At 58.6% G+C, this 23,349-nt stretch carries 32 protein-coding genes; 14 read left to right on the forward strand and 18 right to left on the reverse strand.

What is annotated here, in order from left to right:
* Nucleotides 1–19: 19 nt before the first annotated feature.
* The 9 genes from DHN55_RS15600 to DHN55_RS15640 all read right to left on the reverse strand — a co-directional run bounded on the left by DHN55_RS15600 (nt 20) and on the right by DHN55_RS15640 (nt 6,632).
* Nucleotides 20–508, reverse strand: coding sequence for an Atu1372/SO_1960 family protein (locus tag DHN55_RS15600; RefSeq protein WP_108882384.1), 489 nt, complete (start codon nt 506–508; stop codon nt 20–22).
* Between the two features lie 69 nt (nt 509–577).
* Nucleotides 578–766 (reverse strand): hypothetical protein, encoded by a 189-nt coding sequence (locus DHN55_RS15605; protein ID WP_108882385.1) that lies wholly within the window; start codon nt 764–766, stop codon nt 578–580.
* Between the two features lie 449 nt (nt 767–1,215).
* On the reverse strand, nt 1,216–1,827 hold the full coding sequence (locus tag DHN55_RS15610) for a GNAT family N-acetyltransferase (RefSeq protein WP_337660381.1): 612 nt from the start codon (nt 1,825–1,827) through the stop codon (nt 1,216–1,218).
* A gap of 24 nt (nt 1,828–1,851) precedes the next feature.
* Nucleotides 1,852–3,105: a cytochrome P450 gene (locus DHN55_RS15615; protein WP_108882387.1), complete on the reverse strand. Its 1,254-nt coding sequence runs from the start codon at nt 3,103–3,105 to the stop codon at nt 1,852–1,854.
* 33 nt (nt 3,106–3,138) lie between these two features.
* A complete protein-coding gene (locus tag DHN55_RS15620) occupies nt 3,139–3,378 on the reverse strand; it encodes an acyl carrier protein (protein WP_337660382.1) in 240 nt (79 codons plus the stop codon).
* Between the two features lie 81 nt (nt 3,379–3,459).
* The gene (locus tag DHN55_RS15625; protein ID WP_108882389.1) at nt 3,460–4,071 is read right to left on the reverse strand and encodes an outer membrane beta-barrel protein; all 612 of its coding nucleotides are present in this window, start codon (nt 4,069–4,071) and stop codon (nt 3,460–3,462) included.
* Nucleotides 4,072–4,259: 188 nt separating this feature from the next.
* Nucleotides 4,260–5,492: a cytochrome P450 gene (locus tag DHN55_RS15630; RefSeq protein ID WP_108882556.1), complete on the reverse strand. Its 1,233-nt coding sequence runs from the start codon at nt 5,490–5,492 to the stop codon at nt 4,260–4,262.
* A gap of 151 nt (nt 5,493–5,643) precedes the next feature.
* Complete coding sequence (locus tag DHN55_RS15635) at nt 5,644–6,231, reverse strand: dihydrofolate reductase family protein (protein WP_108882390.1); 588 nt, start codon at nt 6,229–6,231, stop codon at nt 5,644–5,646.
* Nucleotides 6,228–6,632, reverse strand: coding sequence for a GFA family protein (locus DHN55_RS15640; RefSeq protein ID WP_108882391.1), 405 nt, complete (start codon nt 6,630–6,632; stop codon nt 6,228–6,230). Before DHN55_RS15640 ends, DHN55_RS15635 begins: the two co-directional genes overlap by 4 nt.
* Nucleotides 6,633–6,694: 62 nt before the next feature.
* Between DHN55_RS15640 and DHN55_RS15645 the strand changes: the two genes are divergently transcribed.
* The 4 genes from DHN55_RS15645 to DHN55_RS22415 are packed head-to-tail and all read left to right on the forward strand — an operon-like array spanning nt 6,695 to nt 8,303.
* Entirely contained in the window at nt 6,695–7,045 is a 351-nt protein-coding gene (locus DHN55_RS15645) for a metalloregulator ArsR/SmtB family transcription factor (RefSeq protein ID WP_108882392.1), read from the forward strand.
* Nucleotides 7,046–7,053: 8 nt separating this feature from the next.
* Nucleotides 7,054–7,533 (forward strand): SRPBCC family protein, encoded by a 480-nt coding sequence (locus DHN55_RS15650; protein WP_337660383.1) that lies wholly within the window; start codon nt 7,054–7,056, stop codon nt 7,531–7,533.
* Nucleotides 7,526–7,930 carry an MAPEG family protein gene (locus DHN55_RS15655; RefSeq protein WP_337660384.1) on the forward strand — a complete coding sequence of 135 codons (405 nt, stop codon included), beginning with the start codon at nt 7,526–7,528 and terminating at the stop codon, nt 7,928–7,930. Before DHN55_RS15650 ends, DHN55_RS15655 begins: the two co-directional genes overlap by 8 nt.
* Before the next feature lie 19 nt (nt 7,931–7,949).
* Complete coding sequence (locus tag DHN55_RS22415) at nt 7,950–8,303, forward strand: nuclear transport factor 2 family protein (protein ID WP_337660385.1); 354 nt, start codon at nt 7,950–7,952, stop codon at nt 8,301–8,303.
* Nucleotides 8,304–8,326: 23 nt separating this feature from the next.
* On the opposite strand, the gene DHN55_RS15665 is transcribed toward DHN55_RS22415, so the two are convergent.
* The gene (locus DHN55_RS15665) at nt 8,327–8,680 is read right to left on the reverse strand and encodes a DUF1428 family protein (RefSeq protein WP_108882396.1); all 354 of its coding nucleotides are present in this window, start codon (nt 8,678–8,680) and stop codon (nt 8,327–8,329) included.
* Between the two features lie 100 nt (nt 8,681–8,780).
* A complete protein-coding gene (locus tag DHN55_RS15670; protein ID WP_108882397.1) occupies nt 8,781–9,458 on the reverse strand; it encodes a helix-turn-helix domain-containing protein in 678 nt (225 codons plus the stop codon).
* An 82-nt stretch (nt 9,459–9,540) separates the two neighbouring features.
* Between DHN55_RS15670 and DHN55_RS15675 the strand changes: the two genes are divergently transcribed.
* Nucleotides 9,541–10,317 carry a class I SAM-dependent methyltransferase gene (locus DHN55_RS15675; RefSeq protein WP_337660386.1) on the forward strand — a complete coding sequence of 259 codons (777 nt, stop codon included), beginning with the start codon at nt 9,541–9,543 and terminating at the stop codon, nt 10,315–10,317.
* Nucleotides 10,318–10,343: 26 nt separating this feature from the next.
* Here the strand turns inward: DHN55_RS15675 and DHN55_RS15680 are convergent, their stop codons facing one another.
* Nucleotides 10,344–10,802, reverse strand: coding sequence for a PACE efflux transporter (locus DHN55_RS15680; protein ID WP_108882399.1), 459 nt, complete (start codon nt 10,800–10,802; stop codon nt 10,344–10,346).
* Between the two features lie 87 nt (nt 10,803–10,889).
* Here DHN55_RS15680 and DHN55_RS15685 point away from each other — a divergent pair, with 87 nt between their 5' ends.
* From DHN55_RS15685 to DHN55_RS15700, 4 genes are all read left to right on the forward strand, one after another.
* Nucleotides 10,890–11,801, forward strand: a complete 912-nt coding sequence (locus DHN55_RS15685; protein ID WP_108882400.1) for a LysR substrate-binding domain-containing protein — start codon at nt 10,890–10,892, stop codon at nt 11,799–11,801.
* Between the two features lie 112 nt (nt 11,802–11,913).
* Entirely contained in the window at nt 11,914–12,702 is a 789-nt protein-coding gene (locus DHN55_RS15690; RefSeq protein WP_108882401.1) for an arylmalonate decarboxylase, read from the forward strand.
* Nucleotides 12,703–12,729: 27 nt separating this feature from the next.
* A complete protein-coding gene (locus DHN55_RS15695; protein WP_108882402.1) occupies nt 12,730–13,383 on the forward strand; it encodes a phosphoribosylanthranilate isomerase in 654 nt (217 codons plus the stop codon).
* A gap of 116 nt (nt 13,384–13,499) precedes the next feature.
* The gene (locus DHN55_RS15700) at nt 13,500–15,566 is read left to right on the forward strand and encodes an oxidoreductase (RefSeq protein ID WP_108882403.1); all 2,067 of its coding nucleotides are present in this window, start codon (nt 13,500–13,502) and stop codon (nt 15,564–15,566) included.
* A gap of 70 nt (nt 15,567–15,636) precedes the next feature.
* Here DHN55_RS15700 and DHN55_RS15705 read toward each other — a convergent pair whose 3' ends face one another.
* On the reverse strand, nt 15,637–16,653 hold the full coding sequence (locus DHN55_RS15705; protein ID WP_108882557.1) for a sterol desaturase family protein: 1,017 nt from the start codon (nt 16,651–16,653) through the stop codon (nt 15,637–15,639).
* 127 nt (nt 16,654–16,780) lie between these two features.
* Between DHN55_RS15705 and DHN55_RS15710 the strand changes: the two genes are divergently transcribed.
* A complete protein-coding gene (locus DHN55_RS15710) occupies nt 16,781–17,704 on the forward strand; it encodes a LysR substrate-binding domain-containing protein (protein ID WP_108882404.1) in 924 nt (307 codons plus the stop codon).
* A gap of 124 nt (nt 17,705–17,828) precedes the next feature.
* Nucleotides 17,829–18,476 (forward strand): spondin domain-containing protein, encoded by a 648-nt coding sequence (locus DHN55_RS15715; RefSeq protein WP_337660387.1) that lies wholly within the window; start codon nt 17,829–17,831, stop codon nt 18,474–18,476.
* Nucleotides 18,477–18,516: 40 nt separating this feature from the next.
* Here DHN55_RS15715 and DHN55_RS15720 read toward each other — a convergent pair whose 3' ends face one another.
* On the reverse strand, nt 18,517–19,392 hold the full coding sequence (locus DHN55_RS15720; RefSeq protein WP_108882406.1) for a LysR substrate-binding domain-containing protein: 876 nt from the start codon (nt 19,390–19,392) through the stop codon (nt 18,517–18,519).
* A gap of 137 nt (nt 19,393–19,529) precedes the next feature.
* Between DHN55_RS15720 and gstA the strand changes: the two genes are divergently transcribed.
* Genes gstA through DHN55_RS15740 form a run of 3 tightly spaced genes read left to right on the forward strand, consistent with a single transcriptional unit; the run spans nt 19,530 to nt 20,753 of the window.
* Nucleotides 19,530–20,138: a glutathione transferase GstA gene (gene gstA, locus DHN55_RS15730; protein ID WP_108882408.1), complete on the forward strand. Its 609-nt coding sequence runs from the start codon at nt 19,530–19,532 to the stop codon at nt 20,136–20,138.
* A complete protein-coding gene (locus DHN55_RS15735; protein ID WP_108882409.1) occupies nt 20,138–20,527 on the forward strand; it encodes a nuclear transport factor 2 family protein in 390 nt (129 codons plus the stop codon). The genes gstA and DHN55_RS15735 overlap by 1 nt, the downstream gene beginning before the upstream one ends.
* Nucleotide 20,528: 1 nt before the next feature.
* On the forward strand, nt 20,529–20,753 hold the full coding sequence (locus DHN55_RS15740) for a 2-hydroxymuconate tautomerase family protein (protein WP_108882410.1): 225 nt from the start codon (nt 20,529–20,531) through the stop codon (nt 20,751–20,753).
* 53 nt (nt 20,754–20,806) lie between these two features.
* Here DHN55_RS15740 and DHN55_RS15745 read toward each other — a convergent pair whose 3' ends face one another.
* The 4 genes from DHN55_RS15745 to DHN55_RS15760 form a co-directional block, all read right to left on the reverse strand.
* Entirely contained in the window at nt 20,807–21,730 is a 924-nt protein-coding gene (locus DHN55_RS15745) for an arginase family protein (protein WP_337660388.1), read from the reverse strand.
* A gap of 91 nt (nt 21,731–21,821) precedes the next feature.
* Nucleotides 21,822–22,433, reverse strand: a complete 612-nt coding sequence (locus DHN55_RS15750; RefSeq protein ID WP_108882411.1) for a DNA-3-methyladenine glycosylase I — start codon at nt 22,431–22,433, stop codon at nt 21,822–21,824.
* 30 nt (nt 22,434–22,463) lie between these two features.
* On the reverse strand, nt 22,464–22,751 hold the full coding sequence (locus DHN55_RS15755) for a hypothetical protein (RefSeq protein WP_108882412.1): 288 nt from the start codon (nt 22,749–22,751) through the stop codon (nt 22,464–22,466).
* Between the two features lies 1 nt (nt 22,752).
* The gene (locus DHN55_RS15760) at nt 22,753–23,349 is read right to left on the reverse strand and encodes a TetR family transcriptional regulator (protein ID WP_108882413.1); all 597 of its coding nucleotides are present in this window, start codon (nt 23,347–23,349) and stop codon (nt 22,753–22,755) included.

Genomic DNA, 23,349 nt, shown 5'->3' on the forward strand with positions numbered 1-23,349 from the left:
CACTGGCGCGGGGTTACAGTCAGCTATCGAAAAGCTGCAACTCGGCCTCGATCTCCATGGCAAAGTTCATCGGTAGACCGGCAACACCGATTGCCGACCGGGCATGGCGCCCGATTTCCGGCCCGAAGACCTCGATGATCAGGTCGCTGAACCCGTTGATCACAACATGCTGCAGGTCATAACCGGGCGCCGAATTGACCATGCCGAAAACGCGCAGCCAGCCTGCGACCCGGGAAAGTTCACCGATCTCGGCTTTCAGGTTTGCCAGTACCGACAACGCGATATCACGTGCCGCAAGCTGCGCATCCTCGGTGGTCAGCTGTTCACCCACCTGGCCATAGGGACCGGCAATCGTGCCGTCCGGCGCCTGTTTCGGGTGACCGGAAATGAACACCCGGTCACCACGCACATTCACGAAGGTAAAGGGCAAATGCAGTGTTGCCGGCAGCTTGATCGGCGCCGGCAATTCAAGCCCGAGTTCGGACAGCCTTTGTTCTGGTGTTGGCATCTTGGACTTTCTTTCTTGCTCGACAGAAGGTTTTCGCACAGTTTAACGCACGCTGCATAACAGGAGAATTCATCTCCACTGCGAGCACGCTTCCTGACGCTTGTCTTTATCCTGAATATAGCGTCCGGAGGTGGGATCATCACACAAATCGATGTGCTTGTTGATTGCGAAAGCCAGATACACAAACGCCGCTGCCAATCCGAACAGCACGAGAAATACCGCGCCCGACGCAAACAAGACTGCTTTCTTCCGTGGCATGTTACATTGACCTTGAAACCCGTGGCATAAAACAGTTCGTCAATCCAATCCAAGGACAGTTCTAATACCTCCTGGACCTGACACCTGGTGGGCATTTGATCCGCAAGCCAAAGCGGTATCGACAATATCCTGCCTATCGTCGAAGTATGTAATTGCCGCAGCCGACGTATCGAGATCCTCGATCACATGTTCGAAAATTATCGGCTCCGGCAAATATCTGGCAATTCGAAAGCGCTCGCCCGTTGTTTTGCAGCACAGTTATCTGCAACCCAACGGTATGAATTTACGGTCTATATTGCCCATCAATAGTCATAGCACGGAGAGTTTAGCATATCCTTGCCGCTTGCCTGCCCTGCACAAGTTGCATCAAAGGCCATCGCCAAGCTAACCGTCCCGGTTGGTGCCCCTTAAAGGCATGGGTCAGGGTGTTCGACGAACAGGCGCTTGCATCAGCCGGTCCATTTGCTCTTCAACTGGCGGAATTGAGCAATATCCATGCGTTCGCCATTGGGCATCAGGTTGTCTTCGCGCAACACGGCTTCAAATTCAAAATTGGAGTTTTTCATTGACCAGAGAGCCTTGTAGTTGGATGCAAGGACCCGGGCCACGAATTTTTCGACCCCGCGTTTTTCGAAGAATTCCTTGACCACCAGGTCGGACAGCTCATTTGACGGCGGCTGACCGCGAAACTGCTTGTCTCCGATCGCAACAGACAACTGCGCAACCCGATGGGAAAGATTAACGTGGACTTGAAAAAAGCCGATGTGACGCTCGTCCGGCTTTGTGAACAGCCCGATTATGTACTTGCGCCGGTTGTCAAACTCTTCAACATAACCCCGAAGACTTTGTTGCGTGATGCCGCCGGCAGGCAGATTGAGGCCTGCAAGGACAACCGGGTCTTCAAACCAGGAAGCCATGGTGCGCCCGACATCAGACGAACGCAAGCTGCGCAGGATACGAGTCTCGGTTTCAAGCCTGACCGGCCTGCCCTGAGGTTTTTGGGCCGAAACGGGAAAGGTCCTGCCGGACGATCCGGGCCGCTTTGGTTGCTGAACCGGCATTCTTCCCATACGCCATCTCCACTTCTACGACGGCTGCAGCTTTGACAGGGTGACGGGCACACCGTCCTCGCATGTCATGCTCAACTGCCAACTAAACCGTACTGCTTCATTTGGTGTGCGAACAAACTGAAAGTTGCGAATCAGACAGGCGAGGGCCACCGAAACTTCCGCCATTGCCATGCGTTGCCCGCCACACTTTCTGGGTCCACTTCCGAACCGCATCAAGTTATCCAGATCACCTGGAGTATTTGTCAGGTCGTGCAATCTGATGCCCTTTCCGTTTGGCTTGACGGATTGACCATGCCCCATCCCCAGCAGCGAGACAATTACATGGTTGTCTTGCCGGATATCATGGTTTGCCAAACAAACATCCTTGTCCGGCGATCTTACCACCATGGGAACCGGAGGATAACAGCACATGACCTCGCGCAGGAATGACGCCAGGCCGCCGTCTTTCAGCAGGGAACGGAAGTCCAGTTTACCATCAATCCAGTATTCATCCAGAACGGTTCGAAGCTCACTCTGCAGCAGCGGGTTATCGGCAAGCAGCAACATTGCCCAGGAAATCGTTGCAGCAGACGTTTCGCTACCCGCGCTCAGGAAAAACAGTACTTCCTGTTCAAGAGTTGCCGAGACTTCCGGTTTGGCGACTGCATCGCTTACCCGTTTGAAGAATTTGCTGTTCTGAGCAGCCTCCGGCAGGTTGGAAAACCTCTTCAGCCATTTCAAACGCAGATTTCCCAGGTCACGAAACTCCTCGGCTCCGTGTTTGCGGGCAAAGCTGCCGGAATAAGGCGTATTGCGCTTGATGTACTGCATGAACCGGGAAACGTCCCGGACCACGTCAGGCCCGAGTACAGAGAGGTCGATGTCAAAAATCAAATCAGACAAGACGCACGCAGTAATTTCTTCGACAACCAGATGGTCGATCCTCGGCGCCTGTTCGTCTTGGGTACCGGCAAGCGTTTCGACGGCAGTACTGGTATGCCTGATGGCGGATTCACAGACACTGTTCATGCTGATGTTGGCCAGAATTGGCTGGGAAGCACGCAACAGCACTTGCCATGGATAACCGTTTTCGGTGAGCCGGGAGTGACCGGAGATCTGGGTCACGTTACTCATGTCCTTGGGAAAATCGTCGAGATTTTCCAGAATGCTTTTGGAAAGTGCGGCAGATTGCACCAAAAAAACACGTTCGTTGCCGAATTCCGTCCAGAAATCTTCGCCCGGCCGGTTCTGGGCGTGCTGAAACAGCAAGCTGCACAATTCACTTGTCATTGAGTCAGCCTATCGCTTTGGACCGCAGGCAAGTCAAGGTTGCGTTTTGCCAGCAATGACCTTTGCGAGGTCGGCAACCGTTTGCAACTGCAGTACATCGTGAGGCTCTACCGGTTGACCGGTAGCTTCTTCCACTTCAAGCATGATTGTTTCAAAAGCCAGGCTGTCGATAGGCTTTATCTCGGCAATTACATCTTCAGCTTCAATATCGTCTGGATTGACGAACAAACATTTCGCCAAAATATTTTTTGCTTCGTCAACGCCTACAGACATATTTACCTCGTCCCGCACCGTATCGAAGCCGCGACCACCTTGGTATCACATGTGAAGTCTAGATGTTGGAAACCATGATTGCTAGAAGTGGAATGCAAATCCACCACGAACTGTCGCAATTTCCCCGTCAGTACCCGGCGGCCCGAACGGGGTATCAAGATCGAAGCCCATATACAAGAACTCCAGTTTCACGCTCATGTTCTCTGTAACGAACTGTTCAACACCAGCGCCAACTGCATACCCCAGTTGCAGATCCACAGACGGGTTATCATCAGTTGGTGAGTAATCAGCCAGAGCCAGGCCGCCTGTCACGAACAGAAGTGTGTTTTCGTGAACAAAACCGATACGTGCACGCAGACTGCCAAAAGCGTCAAGTTCGTACGGGGCATCCTTCTTGCTGATTTCATCAAACGCGCCATTGTAGTCGCCTTCAATACCGGCCAGCCAATACTCGTTGATCATCTGGTTGAATCCGGCATAACCGCCTGCCGTGAACCCTTCACCAGAGTCCGGGCCTGTAAAAAGAAGTATGGTACCGTCCGGGAAGTTGATTTCCGAATTGTAATAGCCGCCCTGTCCGCCGATATAAAAACCGTTCCACATGCTCGGTACATCGGCCATATCCGCATTGGCGGCTCCCGCAAATGCGCCGAGGGTCAACGCTGCCACCGTCGAACGTAGAATAAGTTTCATTGCAATACCCCTAGGCCACACACTATTTATCAGTGCGCATACTAGTTAGGGAAAGCGGTATTTCAAGCACTATGACAATTTCTGTGCCACAAAATTGGAAACTGTGACAAATAAGTCACAGTAACCCGCATCAATACCGCAATTCATGACGCAATGCGCATTTCCAGGAGCTGCCAACTCACGCCGCATCAGGGGCTTCGGGGGTTTCCGCATTGCCCGACCGTTTGCGAATCAAAAGCCATCGGCAGGGTAAGCGGCCCGGTATTGCCGCTGTCCGGCAACCATTTCGGTTCACCGTCATAGACCGGGCTCTTCAGCCGTTGCGCCAGCAGTTTCAGTGCTTCGGTCATGTCGGCCCTGGCAATCTGTGATCCGATACAGTGATGCCTGCCGCCGCCGAATCCGAAATGCGGCTTGCGATTTGCGGTGATGTCGAAACCGGGCGTGAAGTAATCAGGATCGCTCGCCGCCGCGCCTGAGAAAAGGTGAATGGTGGTGCCCCTGGCAATCGGTACACCCTTGAACTCGAAATCCTCTACAGCTTCGCGGGTCACCCATGTGGTGGTCGGGCGCAGGCGCATGACTTCTTCAACCGCGGAACGCGCAAGATCGGGATTGTCACCCAGCAACGCCCACTGATCGGGGTGTTCGATGAACATGGCCATGACCAGCCCGATCTGACTGCGTGTCGTATCAATGCCACCAAAGATCGACAGCACGATCATGTCATACAGCTCCTGGTCACTCAGGGCGTCCTTGTCCTCATTGGCGTTGATCAGGGCGCTGATGAAGTCGTCTCTCGGCTTGCACCGGCGGTCAGCAACTATCCGTTCCGCAATGGCAAAGAACCTGGTGGTCGCCGCATCGACCCGGGCTTCATCGCGGGCGTAGGTCACCCCCAGTGCAAGCCCCATGGTGACGGCAAGATCGGCGAATTCCTGCCACTGCTCGTGTGAAACTCCCACCAGTTCGCAAACCACACGGGTTGCATAGGGTCCGGCAAACCGGTCCATGAATTCACATTTGCCGTCTGCCTCAAAATCACGTATCAACTCGTCTGCAAGTTCCTGAAACCTCGGGATCATTCCGGCCACCAGCCGTGGCGCGAACGCGGGCGCCCCGAGCTTGCGCAGCCTGGCATGGTCGGCGCCTTCCCGGTTCAACATCATGCGCTTCCACCATTGCGCCCACACCCCGCCTGCCTGATTGTGATCCGGCCAGCGGTATGATCCCTGCCGCAACAGCGGGTGATTGATCATCTGCTTCATTTCCTCATAGCGCAGCACAGCCAGACCGTAGGGCGTCCGCGCCCACCAGCTCGCCTCCCGGGCCCGCAGCACCGCTTCAGACCGGATGGAGAAGCCCGGATCGGACGGATCAAGGAACGGCACATGCTCATCGCTATGGTGTGTTGCGGACATCACGCTTGCCTGTTCGGTACACTGGCCGGGCATGCCAAACACATCCGGCCAACTGGGGAAATCCAGACTGCACTACATCGGCAACTGCATCAATCGAACAGGTTTCAATTCCAGGGTCCCCGGATACTGTTCAAGTCTGTTTTCCGCATTTTCAGCGTTGAGTGTCGCGCCGGTAGATGTTCATGACGACACCATTGCGGCAGGCTTCGGACTTCACCAGTTGAAGCTGCCCCTGAAATCCGTCCTGCCGGAACAGGCGCTTGCCCGGTCCGACAAGCGTCGGAAAGATCCACAGCCGAAACTCATCGACAAGGTCTTCTGCGATGAGTGTGTGAACCAGTTCACTGCTGCCATGCACCTGCAGGAGCGGCCCCTGTAGTTTTTTCAATGCAGCAATCTGACCAGCGACATCGCCCGACACAGCATGCGAATTTGCCCAGTTCAGGGTATCCGGTGACGAGGTCGCGACATACTTTGTCGCCGCGTTCATCCTGTCTGCGGCAGGATCGTTCCTGACCTCAGGCCAATGGGCAGCGAACAGGTCGTAGGTCTTGCGCCCGAACAGCATGTCGTAGGGCTCAGCCATTGCCTCGCGGCCAACCTGCGACATCACTTCTTCCCAATACGGGGTTGCCCAGCCGCCGTTTGCGAAACCGCCGGAGCGGTCCTCATCCGGCATCGCCGGGGCCTGCATCACACCGTCCAGGGTGACGAATGTCAGTATTGCCAGTTCTCTCATGGCTGGTTTTCCTCGTTGTTCTCCGGCGCGGGCAGGTCCCATGGCTGCGCTTCTTCTCCAAACAGCACAAACCGGGCTTGAAAGACCGACGGGTCATCCAGCGTGGCAGCGTGAAAGTACAGCCGTTCCGGAAACCGTTCGGTCCGGCTGGTCAGTGGCGATCCGCAGGTTGGGCAGAAGCCGCCATAGGTAGCGGCTCCGGCATCGCTTGAGCCTTTGTATTCCCTGATGTCACCAGTGATCCTGACCGCATCGGCCGGCAGCGCAAAGGCCGACGCATGCCCGGCACCGGTGGCGCGCTGGCACTTCCTGCAATGACAATTGAATGAAAACTCGAACTCGGCTTCCGTCTCGTATCGAACCGCACCACAGGTGCAGCCTCCGGTCAGTTTAGCGGTCACTTTCAGTGTCCTCCTGGAATGACAGACTTGACATATGCTCTCAGCCATTAATATATAGCCATATGGCTATTCAATATCAAGTCCCTCTGGACCGCACGTTTCACGCCCTTGGCGACGGCACCCGCCGTCAGATCATCGCCATGCTTGCAAAGAACGGCACCTGTTCGGCAACTGAACTGTGCGAGCCGTTCGATGTGGCGCAACCCACCATATCAAAGCACCTCAAGGTGCTGGAAAAAGCCGGGCTGGTGAGCCGTGAAATTGACGGGCGCACCCACCGGTTTCGCCTGGAAACAACGCCGATGGATGAAGCCGAAGACTGGATTGAACGGCACAGGACTTTCTGGGAAGGCTCGCTGAAGCGACTGGACGGATATCTTGCAAAGATGGAAGAGCCGGAGAGCGAAGCGTGACCAGCTGCATGCCCACACACTCAATCACCGTCCGCAGGCTGGTACGGGTCGGCAGGACACGTACCTTCAACGCCTTTGCCAGCGCCCACGCCCTGGCGGAGTGGTTCACACCGGATGCGAGCATTTCCCTTGAAGTGATCGACTTTGACTTCGTGCCGCAGGGCACGTTCCGGCTACGCTTTACGATGCCGGATGGCAGCAGACCCGGCGTTGGCGGGCAGTACCTCGTGATCGATCAGCCCGAGCGGATCGTATTCTCATGGATCTGGGAAGCACCGGACATTCATGCCGGTATCCGGACACAGGTTTCCGTCCGCTTTATCCAGCGAGGCGATCAGACTGAAGTCACGATTACCCAGGACCGATTACCGTCACAAGACGCCCGCGAACGCCATGTCCTGGGCTGGCAGGGCACGCTGGCCCGTCTTGGCGACGTTCTTGATGCCGATGTTTCGGCCACGTCAAACCAGCGAGCCCGACATGCCTGATATCGCCTTGCCTGTCACATCGAGCCTCGCCGGAGGCCTGGTCATCCTGCTGGTGCTCCTCAGCGCCATGGTGACCGAGCGCCGCGCCCGGCTCGGCGGCATCCAGTTCGGCGATGCGCAAGATCCGGCATTGCGCGCGCGCATCAGGGCGCATGCCAATCTCGTCGAGATTGCACCAATGGTACTGATTGCACTTGGCCTCATGGAATATGCCGGTGCATCGTCTGCCCTGCTCTGGTGGTGTGCCGGTATCTTCTTCGTCGGCCGTCTGCTGCATGCGGCACGGATGTATATCGGCAATCCGTTTATCGGGCTTTTCTCGATTATCTCACAGCACGTCATCTGCCTGGCGGCGGGTATCTGGCTGCTTGATCATTTCCTTCTTCAAGGCACCTAGAACACCAGGAGACAACCTCATGACGATGGCATTGACAGCACCACGGAAAAAGACCCTTGAGGCATTCTACCAGGGCGCAACAGTCAAGGATGCAGCGCAAATCCGATCCGCCCTGACCGATGATTTCACCTTTGACGGTCCGATCGGCGCGCACGACAATCCGGATGCATTCGTGCAGTCGCTGCTCGAATTCGACGGTGCGGTCACCGGTTCCAGAATGATCGCCGAGGGCGATAATCTGGTGCATCTGTATACCCTCGATATCGGTGTGAAAATCCCGATGTGTGACGTGATCGAATTTCGCGGCGACAAGCTGGCGTCAATGGTGCTGTACACGGACTCAAAACTGTTTGAACCCGGCGACCGTCATTGAAAGCCTGGACCAGGGTTTGAACCCTACTGCTCGAACACAGTTTCAAACCGGCCGAAGAGTATACGCTTGCCGTCAAAAGGCATCTCGGCGTTTTCAGGGTTCATGCGCTCGTCTTCCATGATCCCCTCCCAACCTTTTTCATGGGCCTCCTTCGACGGCCAGACGATCCACGAGAAAACAACCGTTTCATCGGCTTGTTTTTTGACCGCCAAGGGGAACGAGGTCAGCTTGCCGTCCGGTACGTCATCGCCCCAGTTCTCGACCACTTTCACCGCACCATGATCCTTGAAAATCTGTGCGCAATAGCGCGCGTGTTCTATGAACTTCTGCCTATTCGCGGTCGGCACAGCCGCCACAAACCCGTCGACATAAGTCATGGTTGTCTCTCCTTCTGCTCACCATCCAACACTGCCCGGAGCGCAGCTGTATCGAATTACTTTGTTTGCATCATGGGCTCAGGTGAAACCAGTGTTGCGCTCATGCCGTCAGCTCAGCGAAAGCCTTCCTGCCCTTGCCGGTGAACACCACGGCGCGGGTGTCCGGCTGCCTGCGCAGCCACTTCAGTTCCATCATCCGATCCAGCATGGCGGCACCGAGCAGGCCGCCCAGATGGTGCGTGCGTTCGCTCCAGTCAAGGCAGACACGGCACAAGGGTCGCCGCTCCCGCTGCAACAGGTCCAGCCGGATACCGAATTTTTCCGCAAAATCCCGACCGCTCGCTGACAACCGCAACCGTCTTTCGGGCCCGACGACATGATTTGATGCCCTCAGGAAGCCATACAGGCGAACACCATAGTCTCCGGCCAGATGATCATAGCACACACGCGCCGACCGCAACGGCGCTTCCAGCGGCGCAACTACATGGCGCGTATGCCCGGTTCGCGCGGCTACCCGCAACAGAACCTCCAGCGCCTCGCCAACATCGCCATCTTTCAGTGAATAAAAGCGATACCGGCCCTGGCGCGACTGACTTATCAATCCGCCCGCGAGCAGTTTCGACAGATGACAACTGGCAGTCGCAGCCGTTACCCCCGCCTCCCGGGCAAGGTCGCCGGCAGCCCAAGCCTCGCCGCTCAACAACGCCAGCAGCATGTTGGTCCGCGCAGGGTCTCCGATGAGAGCGGCAATGCGGGAGATGTCAGGTCCTACTTTCATATTTTGATGAGTATCAAAACATTATCGCACTTGAAAGCCCTATGTTCGCGCCCGCTTCGACATGTTCAAAGGAATTGGCTTTATGGAACACAAACTGATTTACACGCCCGATGTCATCGCCCGCCTGGAACTCGGGTGGGGTCCGGGGTGGTTGTCGCCCGGAGGCTTGAGCGACGTCTCGCAACTGGTAGCCGGTGTCGCTATTGCGGGCAGGTCGGTGCTCGACATCGGGACCGGCACGGGTGGCCCGGCGCTGGCGCTTGTCAACCGTTTCGGCGCCTGGCGCGTCACCGGAATTGACATCGAACAGTCTGTGCTCGACCGGGCCAAGGTCCTTGCACAAGCCGAACTACTAGAAAAAAGAGTAGATTTCCGCCGTGTCACACCCGGCCCCCTGCCGTTCCCGGATGCTCACTTCGATGTGGTGTTCAGCAAGGACGCTTTTGTCCACATAGCCGACAAAGCCCTGCTGTTTGCGGAAATGTTCCGGGTGCTCAAACCGGGCGGCAGTTGCGTGTTCAGCGACTGGTGTTGCAGCCCACCGCCGTACAGCGAGCAAATGCAGCAGTTCTTCAACAACGGCATGAACTTCACCATGGCGACACTGCAGGAAAACTGCAGCCATCTTGAGCGTGCGGGGTTCAAGGCCATATCTGCCAGAGACCGCAATGCCTGGTTCGCTGTGTTCGCTGCCCAGGAGGTCAAGGCAGCCGCCGGTGCGGACCGGGCACGCCTGGTATCTGGCGTTGGTGCAGAAGCGGCAGACAGCCTGATCGCCGCGGCCAGACGGCGGGCCGTAATCGCCGATCAGGGACACTTGCGCCCGGCGCATTTCCGGGCCGGTAAACCGGATGGTTGATGTCCCCCTGCCGCTTACCCTGTCGGCTATTCAGCCCTCACAGGCACTTGCAGCGGCACGACCGGGAACAGGCGATCATACCCCAGTGTGAACACATAAGTGTAGACCACGACGAAAGAAGTCACGACCAGGTCGGTCAGCAACGCCTCGAGCACGGTCAGGTTCAGCCACCAGACGTAGATGGGCAATGACGTGATCACCAGCGACAGTTCAAACCCGACAGCATGCAGGATACGGCCGAGGGTGGAGCGATCGGACGATATCCGGTTGGCCCTGGCGTCGACGCGATCAAACAACCAGTTATAGACAAGATTTATCAGCATTGCCTTTGTCGACAGGATCACCCCCAGAAGACCGATGTCGGCCCATCCCTTGTCGAAAAAGACCGCGCCTGCCGGGACCAGGAGCAGCAACAGTGTCATTTCGAACACCACTGTGTAGCGCAGACGATCTGCGCCGGTGCGCATGGCTGGTTGTTGTGACATTGGCTGTGCTCCTGAATTTTTTTCTTTATATCTGAATTACGGCTATATAATAGTTAGTTTACATCTAATTTTTAGATAGATCAGTTTATGCCAAATATGGAAAATTTCCGGGCTTTCGTTCTGGCTGCCGAACTTGGGTCGTTTTCTGCCGCCGCGCGGCAGATGGGCAAGGCGCAGTCGGCTGTGTCCACCGCGATTGCGAACCTGGAAATCGATGCGGATGTAAAACTGTTCGACCGCAGCAGCCGCAATCCGGTGCTGACTGAGGCGGGCGAGGCACTGCTGCCGAATGCCAAAGGCATTCTGCTCGGCAACCAGGAATTCCTGGCCAGGGCCACGTCAATGTCACAAGGCGTTGAGGGCCAGCTCTGCGTGGCGATTGAACAGGGCATCAGCATAAAGCCGCTGCTGGACCTGCTGCAGGACTTCGGCACGGCTTTTGCCCACGTATCGCTCGAAATCATTGCCCCTGATCCTACGGACATGGCCGTGTTGCTGAAACAGGGGCGTGCCGAACTTGGCTTGATGATCGAGCAGGAAAGCTATCCCACCGGATTCCAGTTTCGCGGCGTCGGCTATTCCCGGACGGTGCCCGTGGCGACACGTGACCATCCATTGACGCGCCTGGCGCAGGTCAGGCATGCGAACCTGAGAGAATTCCGTGAGCTGGTTCCGCAAAACCGCCCCACGGCGCAGGCAGGCCGCCCGCGCCACAACAAGAGCCCGTCGGTCTGGTATGCGGAAAACCCCATGCTGGCACTCGAACTTGTCGCTCAGGGGTTTGGCTGGGCCGAGTTGCCGTATTCCATCATTGCGGACCGCCTCAGGACAGGAGAGCTGGTACAGCTGAACTATGCCTTTCAGCAAAGCGACATCCTGCAGGGGGTGGACGCCGTGTGGACCGAACAGCGCGCCCTCGGTGTGGCCGGACAGTGGATGCTGAACAGGCTGCTGGAGCTTCCCCAGGACGTGTGGCGCGAAGGTGAGCAGGCGAACTGAAGGTGTGCAGTCGCAGAAAATCAGGCCAGTTGCCGGTCCGGTTTTCGGCTTGAACCTGCAACCGAAATGCCGTGTAGTCCCGACCACATGATCAGGCAGGAGGTGATTGGGCATGTTCGAGACCGGGAGCATGGTGACGTCCGTTCACCGCACGCCTGAACTGGACGAAGGCAAACATCATCGCGCCCGGCTGGGCTTCATCCTGATGTCAACGGACCTGGCGGCTGAGTCTGATTTCTTTGCCATGGCGCCCGAGGGCGTGGCGGTTCACATCACCCGGCTCAAGACGGATGACTACACAACAACCGAAACGCTGGCACGGCATATCGATCACATGGCGGACGCTGCATCGCGTTTGCAACCGGACACCAAACCTGACGTGATCAGTTACAGCTGTACCAGCGGTTCGATCGTCATCGGCGAGGACCGCATTTTCGCTGAAATCCGCAAGGGAGCACCGTGGGCAAAACCGATGTGCCTGGTGACCGGCGTCGTCGACGCGCTGCGCGAAGTGGGGGCAAGGAAACTGGTTGTCGGCACACCGTACCTGGACGAGATCAACACCGCGGAAGCCGAATTCCTGGTCGCCAGGGGATTTGACATTCTTGACATTCAGGGCCTGAACCTGACCACCGGCATCGAGTTCGGCCGCGTGACGCCCGACTACTGGAAAGCCTTTGCCCGGGAAATTGACCGGCCCGACGCGGACGCGATCTTTCTGTCATGCGGCGGCATCCGCTCACTGGAAGTCGCCGACGAGATCGAACAACTGACCGGCAAGCCGGTCATCACCAGCAACCAGGCGCAGTTCTGGAGCTGCCTCCGGCGCGCCGGCATCAAAGACAACATTGCCGGTTTCGGACAGATTTTCGCCCGGCCCGGCGGCCATCTCGCGGCCTGAGCGTGGTTCAGAGAGGTAAATCTTGCCATGCGGATCAGGATCAAGGTGTGCTGCATCGCCTCACGGGAAGAGGCGCAGATCGCAGTTGACGCGGGCGCAGACGCCCTCGGGCTCGTGGCCAAAATGCCGTCCGGCCCCGGGCCGATCAGTGACGAGGAGATCGCGGATATCACCGCCATCGTTCCGCCCCCGGTCGCAACTTTCATGCTGACATCCAGGACAACCGCAGACGCGATATCTCAGCACCTGGACAGAACTCGCCCGACATCAGTGCAGATCGTGTCCCACATCGACGAGACGGAAGCAGCGAGACTGGCCCGCCTGCAACCCCATGTGCGCCGGGTGCAGGTCATTCATGTCGAGGACCGGAGCGCACTCGACCTGATCCCGGTCTATGCGCCTCACATGCATGCGTTTCTGCTGGATTCCGGCAGGCCCGGCGCAGACACGCCGGAACTTGGCGGTACCGGCCGCCGGCACGACTGGTCAATCAGCCGGGCGTTTGTAGAAGCCAGCCCGCTGCCGGTGTTCCTGGCCGGCGGACTGACCGCAGACAATGCCCGGCAGGCGGTCCGCGAAGTCAGGCCCTTCGGTCTGGACCTGTGCACCGGGGTGCGCAGCAATGACCGGCTTGATGAGGCAAAACTGAAAGCCTTCATGACGGCTGCAACCACCGCCTGAATAAAGCGCGGCAAGCCCGCATTCAGCTTGCAAGGCCTTCTGAAATACCGTGAAGTGCGCTTGCCGAGCGCAACGCCTGAATGGCGTCATTGTTTCAAACGGAAGGCCGTTTACGCATGCTGACAACCGAAGGCAGCCTGACACCGGGATCGCGAAGTGATGATCCTCTTCTGCAACCGTTTCAGTTGAAAGGCCTGAAGCTGCGCAACCGCATCATGAGCACAAGCCACGCCGCCGGGCTTGGCGAGAACGGCATGCCGGCGCAACGCTACCAGGACTATCACGTTGAAAAGGCCAGAGGCGGACTGGGGCTGACCATGTTCGGCGGCTCGTCGAACGTTTCGATCGACAGTCCTTCGGTCATGCCGCAGTTGAATATGGGCGTGGATGCCGTCGTGCCCTACCTGCAGCAATTCTCCGAGCGGGTTCACGCGGAAGGTGCCGCCATCATGTGCCAGATCACCCATCTGGGGCGGCGCGGCGAGTTCGACCAGGGCGCCTACCTGCCTACCCCGGCGCCGTCGGTGGTGCGCGAAACCCTGCACCGGTCGATCCCGCGCGAGATGGACGATCATGACATCGCCCGCATCATCGCTGACTTTGCGCGCGCCGCGGAGCGCTGCAAGGAAGGCGGGCTGGACGGTATTGAATGCCTGTCCGGCGCTCATCTCATCGGCCAGTTCCTGTCGCCGGCGCAGAACTTCCGCACCGACGGGTATGGCGGGTCGCTGGAGAACCGGTGCCGCTTCGGGCTTGAAGTGTTCGAAGCCATTCGCAAGGCGGTGGGCGACGATTTCCTGGTCGGTTTCCGGTTCATTGTCGACGAGGGCTACAAGGAAGGGCTCGACCTCGAACAGAGCCTGGAAGTCGCAAAAGTGTTTCAGTCAGCCGGCCATATTGATTTCTTCAATGCCATTTACGGGCGCATGGACACCTTTGCCGCACTGGCTATCGACAATATGCCGGGCATGGCCTCGCCGGATGCGCCCTGGCTCAACAAGGCGGCAGCCTTCAAGGCCGAGATCAGACTGCCGGTGTTTCACGCCGCCAGGATTTCCGATGTCGCCACCGCACGCCATGCCATTACCGAAGGACTGATCGACCTGGTCGGCATGACCCGCGCCCATATTGCCGATCCGTACCTGGTGGCCAAGATCGCCGCCGGCGAGGAAGACAGGATCCGCCCCTGTGTCGGCACCACCCACTGCATGGGCCACATGCGCCCGACATGCGTGCACAATCCGGCCAGCGGCCATGAAGCGGCTCTCAATCAGGTCATCCAACCTGCCGATAAAAAACGCACCGTGGCCATTGTGGGCGCCGGTCCGGCCGGCCTTGAAGCCGCCAGGGTATGCGGTGAACGCGGGCACCGGGTAACGGTCCTGGAGGCAGCCCCGAAGGCCGGCGGGCAGGTCCTCCTGGCGGCAGGCGCATCATGGCGCAAGAACCTGATCGGGATTGTCGACTGGCGGGTGGGCGAACTGGAACAGCTGGGCGTCGATATCCGCTATAATGTCTACGCCGATGAAGACCAGGTCACCGCCCTCAACCCGGACCTGGTCATCATCGCCACCGGCGGTGTCCCGAACTTTGACCGCATTCCCGGTCATGAACTGATTACCAGCAGTTGGGAAATCCTCGACGGTACCGTGAAGCCCGCCGGCGATGTGCTGGTCGTCGACGGTACCGGGCGGCATGTGGCCCTGAGTGCTGCAGATACCTGCCACCGGCAGGGCAGCACCGTTCGCCTGGTCACGATCGACAGCATGCTTGCAGCCGAGCAGACCTATTCGGAGCAGGTTATCTGGAGAAAGTGGGCACGGGAGAACAATCTGCCGATGCACACCGAGGAACTGCTGATTGAAGTGCGCCAGCAAGGCAACCGGCTGGCGGCCACATTCAGGAGCGAACTGACCGGCCAGGAAAGCGAGATTTCTGCCGGCCAGGTGATATTCGACGGCGGCACATACCCTGCAGACGAGCTGTTTCACGGGCTGCGCCAGCGGTCCTCCAACGATGGTGTAACACACTTGGAAAACTGGGCTGCGGGCCGTGGAACCGAACCGGACGGGGTGAAGAACCCGGATGCCGCATTCGAGCTGCACCGCATCGGCGACGCCCTTTCAAGCCGCAATATCCACGCCGCAGTCAACGACGCGCTACGCCTGTGCCAGGCGTGCTGAACACCAAAGCCTGATCGGAAAAATGGGATTGCCGCATCAGGCAAGAAGGATTTTAACGCCACTTTCACCATCACGATGTTTGCGACAGCCGGCGGCGGCGTTCCTTGAATTTGGCGTGGGAGGCATCGGTGCCGTCGTGGAAGGAGCCGAACCACTTGTCCCACGGCACTTCCAGGTTGCCGTAATTGCACTCGAAATAGCGGTGGTGCATCTGGTGATGGAAAGTGCCGAGCGCCAGCCGGCTCTTGTCCTTCACCAAAAGGCCTTCAAACCCGGTATGCGACGTGGCCGCGGTCAGCGCCTGGTGCTGCATGTGGAACAGGATATGGATCGGGTGGGCCGCCACGACCCAGTGGATCAATACCGATGACAGGAAGATCAGGTGCTCGATGGGGTGCATGGAAAACCCGGACCACGGCCCGACATTGGTGTTGCGGTGATGCAGGGCATGGGCAAGCCGGTACAGCGGCGGCCAGTGCAGCCAGCGGTGCACCCAGTAGAAATGAAATGAAATCCACACCGGCGTCAGGAAGAACAGGGCGATAAACCAGACCGGGTTGTCCGCCCACAGGAGAGTGGGCGCATAGCCGTTGGCCATGGCCCAGAACATCAGCACCTCATAAGCCGTCCAGAATGCGACCCCGCTGGTCAGCGACCAGAACATGTTGTCATGCACCTGGTTTTTGAAGGTGAAGGAACTTGTCCCCCTGGACAGCTCGCGCTTGTCGAACTTGCGCCGCCTGTCCTGCTTTTTCCAGGTGTAGAAATACAGGTGCAGCCCGCCAGCAATGGCCACAAGCAGCACGAGATTGCGCACATAGATCTGGGCAATCCAACCCGGTGCCAGGGTTTTAGCCTCTTCCAGGCCCGGCTGGAACCAGCGCCAGGTGACATAGGCCAGCACGACAAGAATGGTGTTTTCGGCAATCGAGAACCAACGGACGGCAACCCAGCGCAGCATCCTCACCGGATCAGGCGGCCACGAGAAGAACGGCGACACCTGGACCGGCACCGGCGGGCGATGGTGCCATTGCCGGGCAAAGGCGCTGTCGCCGGAACCGGGTTCGTTTTCAGTCGTTTGCGTCATGGACTTGCGCTTCCAGCAGACAGTGTTGGCGAACTGTCTCACAGCACCTAAAGTTTGAAAAACAGAACTTTGTGGTTCATAACATCAATATATTTGATGTTTCAGCTTTTCGGGGAGCTTTTGCCGCTTGCGAGTTTCAATCAAGGCACTGAACTATTTCCTGCATGCCGCAGAACACGGTTCGATTGCCAAGGCGGCGGCTGAGCTGAATGTGGTGCCGTCTGCGATCTCCAATGCCATTGACCTGGTGGAAGGCGAGTTCGAACTGCAACTGGTGCAGCGCTATCCGGCCAAGGGCATCAGGCCGACGGCCGCCGGACTTGCCATGATGCGCAGGATCCGCCACCTGGTGGAGGAATACGATACGCTGTTCCTTGAAGGCACCGAACTGCGCACGGCCCTGTCGGGCAGCCTGACGATCGGCTATTACGCGCCGGTGGCCCCGGCCTTCATGCCGGCGATCGTGGCGCCGCTGGTGCGTGAACATCCCGGCATCAAGGTCAACCTGGTGGAGACCGACAATGAACGCGCCCAGGCCGGCCTGCTCGACGGCGAGTTCGACCTGATCCTGTTTGTTGCCGAAAACGTCCGGGCCGGTATCGACTGTCAGCTGCTGATCGATGCCCCGCCCTATGTGCTGGTCCCGCATGATCACGCCCTGCGACATCGCGAGTATGTGACACGTGACGGCCTCGGCAATGAACCGCTGGTGCTGCTCAATTTGCCGATGACCGATGAGTACTATCGCGGCCTTGCCGGTGACGCCTCCCGGCCAGCCAATATCGTCGCGACAGCATCTACGCATGAAATGGTGCGCAGCCTTGTGGGCGCCGGCGTCGGCTGCTCAATCCTGAACATGCGCCCGGCCACCGCAGTCACCTATGCCGGCGATGAGGTTTTCGCCATACCGTTCCGCACTGATGCACAGGCCCTGAAACTGGCGCTCGGTCATTTGGACGGCAGGCCGCGCCGGTTGGTCCAGGCGTTCATGGACGCCACCAGGGACCATTTTGCACTTGCGTCTGCCAATGATCTCATCGTGCCATCGTGATCGTGTTGCAACGAACTGTGTGAACCCGTTACGGATTTTTGCGTAATGATCGGATAGCTTGACGGTGTGCGGCAACCAGCGCCCAGAACCAGGGCCCATAAGGCAACAGCGGGAGATGTTTTCTATGATCCGGATACTTGCAGCACTATTGCTGACCCTGGGCTTCGCCTCATCGGTCATAGCCGAGGAAGCAAAGTATGAACTGCGGATCGACATCAGCTGGAGCAGTGACACCCATCCATATGACTGGCCGGCGGCAGGCGGGCACATGTCGGGGCTGATCGGGGCCACTCACCACGGGCGCTATGTCATGTTTGCTGACGGCAATACCGCCAGCAGCGGCGTCAGGTCCGTTGCGGAACGTGGCCGGCCACGTATTCTGCGCGCCGAACTCGATGAAGCCATCGAGCGCAAGCGGGTAAAAGATGTGTTTCAGGCCGACGGCATTGCCAAGGTGCCCGGAAAGACTTCCGTGACATTCCCGGTCAACGAAACCCATTCAAAAGTGTCGTTTATCACCATGATTGCCCCCAGTCCGGACTGGTTTACCGGTGTTGCGGGTGTTGATCTTCGCAACGACGCGGGCTGGCGCGACGAAGCCGTCTATGTGTTGTGGGCATGGGACGCGGGAACCGACCGGGGGTCGACCTATACGTCAGACAATGAAGCAAACCAGCCTGCCGAATCTATCCGGCTGGTGGCAAGCCCGCACTTTCTCGGCGATACCGGCCTCAAGCAGGTCGGCACCGCCACGTTCACCCGCATCGACTAATGCCAGGCGGCGATCTCGTACGGAACGCCGGCACAGGCTATCACCGCGCCAGCAGTTTCTCCCAGATGCACTGGGCGACGGTTCCGGCCTGGCGGTCGCGGCGGCGGATCTGGAACACTTGCGAGCGCAGCGGCTGGTAGCCCTCCATGTTCAGGGGCACCAGCTCACCGCTTTCCAGTTCCTGTTCAATCATGTGGGTGGGAATGCCGCCCCACCCCATTCCCGCCAGCAGGATTTCCTTCTTGGCGGCGAAGTCGGACACCGTCCAGCGCAAGCCGCCGGGCAGCAGGCCCCTGCTCTGGACAAAGCCGCCGGAACTGCTGTCAGCTACCACAATCTGGGTATAGCTTTGCATCTCGGAGATGGTTTTCATGTGGGCGCTGCGCGCCGGTTCATAGTCGCGGTGGGCCACCGGCATGATGGTTACCTCGGCAAACGGGGTTGCCTCGACCTGCTCGACCGGCACGCCGTCCATGGTGGCGATGATGATATCGGCGTCATGGCGCAGCAACTGCTCGATCGGCCCGCCCATGCTTTCGCGCGCCAGTCGGATATGCGTGGCCGGGTATGCCGCGCGCACCGTACCGACAATATCCAGGACCGGTTTCAGCGGGAACGTGGCAGTGACCGCCAGGAACACTTCGGCCTCCTGCCCCGCACTCAGGTTTTTAGCCATGTTGCCGAGGTGCTGCATCTGCTGCATGACCCGCGTTGCCTGCCGGTAAAACACCTCGCCCTCGGGCGTCAGTTTCGGCCTGTATGCAGCGCGCGACAGCAGCGGAACATCGATCTCGGTCTCCAGCTTTTTCAGCATGTGACTGATAGCGGACTGGGATTTGTGCAGCTTCTCCGCGGCCCCGCGAAAAGTTCCCTCGGTGACAATAGCGTGCAGCACGATCAATTGTTCATAGGTCAAGGCAAGTCTCACAACATCTGAAATATGATCTATTTTTCAGATCGTTATCATGAGAAATCAATATTATCAATTAATCATCAATGCCTTTACCTGTCTCGAAATCCCAACCGGAATGCAACGAGAAAGGTCTTGATCCCATGAAGCTCTACTACAAACCCGGCGCCTGTTCACTGGCCAGCCATGTTGTCCTGCACGAAGCAGGCATAGCCTTCGACATAGAAGAAGTTGATACTCAAGCCGGGCGCACCAAATCCGGCGCCGACTACACCGCGATCAATCCGAAAGGCTATGTCCCGGCTCTCGAACTGGCATCCGGCGAGGTCCTCACCGAAGGTGCGTCCATCCTGCAATACATTGCCGACCAGCACCCGGAAAGCGACCTGGCGCCAAAAGCCGGAACCATCGCGCGAGCACGGCTGCAGGAGCACCTGAACTATACCGCATCCGAACTGCACAAGGCGTTCGGCCCGTTCTTCTCTGGCACCGCCGACGAGGCCGACAAGCAGGCGGCGGGCAAGGCAGTCGCGCGCAAGTTCGACTATCTCAACGATATTCTGAGCGATGGCCGGACCTATCTGCTGGGCGACAGCTTTTCCGTTGCCGACGCCTACCTGTTCGTGGTTGCAAACTGGTCCAACTTCACCGGAATTGATCTGAAAAAATGGCCCGCTGTGGCGGCATTCGTCGAGCGCGTCGCCGCCCGTCCGGCAGCCCAGACTGCCATGAAGGCGGAAGGCTTGCTGTGATGGCGGAGCAACAGGCCTTTGCCGAGGTCACCGACATCATGGCCGGCTATTTCGACGGGCTGTACCACGCCGATACGAAGCGGCTGGCACAGATCTTCCACCCGGATGCGCGCTATGTGAACATGATCGAGGGCGACTATATGAACAAGTCGCTGGGCGAATATTTCGACATGATCGACAAACGCACACCGCCTGCCAGCCGGGGCGAGGTGCGCGATGACCGTATCTTCTCGATCGAGTTCGGCGGCACCCGCATGGCGTTCGTCAGGGCGTCGATGAGCATGATGGAGCGCGAGTATCTCGACTTCCTGACGCTGGGCCGTGACCAGCATGGCTGGCGCATCATGACGAAAGTCTTCACCTACGTCGCAAAACACGAGGAAGCCTGACATGCCCTACGTGAACATCAAGGTGACAAAGGAAGGCGGCCCGGACGGCACCGGCCCGACAGCGGAGCAAAAGGCGGAGTTGATCAAGGGCACGACCGATCTGCTGGCCCGCGTCCTCGGCAAGTCTCCTGCCACCACTTTCGTGGTCATCGACGAAGTGGCCCTGCAGGACTGGGGCATAGGCGGCCTGCCGGTGACGGAGTTCCGCAGGCGGCAACCTGATTGAAACCGACCCCCGGAGGTGGCTCACTAAAGCTGCCTCCGGGATTCATCGCACCGTCAACGCCGGGCGAGACAGCCTATCGCATTGGCGACAATTCGGGCAGCAGTGAAAGCCGCCACGCCGTTGCTGTCACGCTCCGGCACAAACTCTATCATGTCGAAAGCCACCAGGTTGGCCCTGGCGGTGACGGCGGCAACCAGGTCGATTGCCTGGGTGTAGGTGAGCCCGCCGGGCGTCGGTGCCATGACGGCGGGCATGATGCCTGAATCCAGCGCATCGCAATCGAAGGTGATCAGGCAGTTGGCATCTTCTCGCAAGCCTTGCAGCGCCTGGTCGACACCATGTTCATGCAGTGCCCGCGCGGTGATGATTTCCGCCCCCCAGTCGCGCGCAATCTCAACCTCTTCGCGCCGGGCCGATCCCAGCCCCCTGATGCCGACCTGGATGATGCGTTCAACATGCGCCATTTCGGAGGCGCGGCGCATGGTGCTGGAAAAGCCCAGCGGTTCGCCGCGGCGTTCGTCACGCCAGTCGATATGGGCGTCAATCTGAATAATGGTCAACGGGCCTGCTGGCGCCAGCGCCTTGATGAACGGGATCGGCGTTGAATCATCACCACCGAGCATGATCGGCACTGCACCGGATTCCACAATGCTCGCAGTGGCGGCCTCGATCGCCGCCCTGTTGCCGCTGCCATCCTGACTTGAGGTTTTCAGGTTTCCGGCGTCGGCAAGGGTGAACCCGCCATCGCCGAGCAGCGGCCCGTCCAGGTCAAAATCCCAATGGTGCGGCCACGCGTAATCCTCTCCCATGGCGGCACGCAGCGCATCCGGCGCACCGGCATGGACTTGATTGTCGATGTTCGGATAAGGCGTGCCGTGCGGCGCGCCAAACACGACGGCGTCGGCCTGATCGGGGTTTATGCCCGCGTCGGCCCCCATGAACGGAATCGTTGCCGGGTCAAAAATGTCGGTTGTCACTCTTTAGGCCTCGCTGAGCTGGTCCAGTTGCACGTGTTTCCGTGACAGGAACCCTGACAGGGAAGAATACACAGATGCAACTATTGTTTCTTCACCGTGCCGGGCAACTGAAATTTTCTCTCGCTCGTGCCACCCCTGCCCTGATCACACACGCTTCCACATGATCATTGATCAGGCCCATGGCCTGCATGAAGGCGTACACCGTGGTCGGACCGACGAATTTCCAGCCGCGTTTCTTCAAGTCTTTCGACACGGCAACCGACACGTCGGAGGTTGAGGCGGTCTGGGGTTGTCCCAGTTGCGACGCGTCCGGCTCATAGCTCCAGAAGTAGGCGGCCAGCGAGCCGTCACTGGCGACCATCTCCTGTGCGCACCGGGCATTGTTTATCACTGCCTCGATCTTGCCGCGATGACGCACGATGCCTTCGTCCTTGAGCAGGCGCTCGACATCGGTTTTGGTGAAGCGGGCCACCTTGTCGAACTCGAAATTGGCGAACGCGGCGCGAAAATTTTCCCGCTTGGCGAGGATGGTGCGCCAGCTCAGGCCGGACTGGAAACTCTCCAGGCACAGCTTTTCAAACAGCCGCCGGTCATCATCCACCGGAAACCCCCATTCGCGGTCGTGATAGTCTAAAAACTCCGGCGCGCTGCCGGCCCAGCGGCAGCGCGGTTGGCCGTCCGGTCCTTCGAATGTCTCACTCACGTTCAATGTGTCCTTCTATTGGATGAGCACTCAGGCGAGCAGAAAATCCAGCCGCTCGTCAGCCCGGGCCGGGGTGATCTCGTGAATGTGGGCGCTGACGATGTTCTCGGCGACAAACGGGTCCTCGGCCACCCTGGCCTGCAGGTCAGGCAGTGATGTATTATGCGCCAGGATGGCGCCGCCCAGTTGCGGTTGCAGGCTGCCGGCCATCAGGAACACACCGTCACCAAAACCGTGTTTGATCCAGTCCTTGTGGGCGTCCATGAATTCACCGGCACGGGCTTTGTCAGCAGTAAACTTGAGCAGTACGACAAACATTTCAATTCCTCTTCTGTTGATCTGGCCGGGTGCCGTCGATAGTCGATGCCAGCCAGTCACACATGTCACTGACTTCCCCGCGAATGAATTTTTCGTCGCCGAAGGCACTGGCCAGGGTGGCAACACCCTGGCTGCGGGCCAGGAGATGCATGGCCAGCTGGTCCGCCTCCCTTTCGAGCCCGAGAGCCGAGAACTGCGTGCGCAGCCAGGTCCGGAACAGCGAAAACAGCGCGGTAGCGCCTGCCTGCGATGCATGGTTCAGCTTGGCAAGCTCGGTGGTCAGCGTCCCGACCGGACAGCCGAAGCGCTTGATGTCGGCCCGGTTGGCAATCAGGATATGGATAAAGCTGCGAATGCGGTGTTCAGGATTTTCACTTTCCGCTTCCCATTCCGCCAGCATCTGCCGCGTATCAGACATACGCGTGCCGATCACGGCCTCAAGAATGTCGTCCTTGGTCTTGAAGTGATAGTAGAAATTGCCGCGCGAAATCTGCACCGCACCGGCAATGTCGGCAAACGAGGTGTGCTCATAACCCTGGCGGTAGAACAGCCGGTCGGCTGCCGCAACAATGTGATCGCGCGTGGTCATTGCGTTCAT

The sequence above is a fragment of the Anderseniella sp. Alg231-50 genome, from assembly GCF_900149695.1.
In the GTDB taxonomy this organism is placed as follows: Bacteria; Pseudomonadota; Alphaproteobacteria; order Rhizobiales; family Aestuariivirgaceae; genus Anderseniella.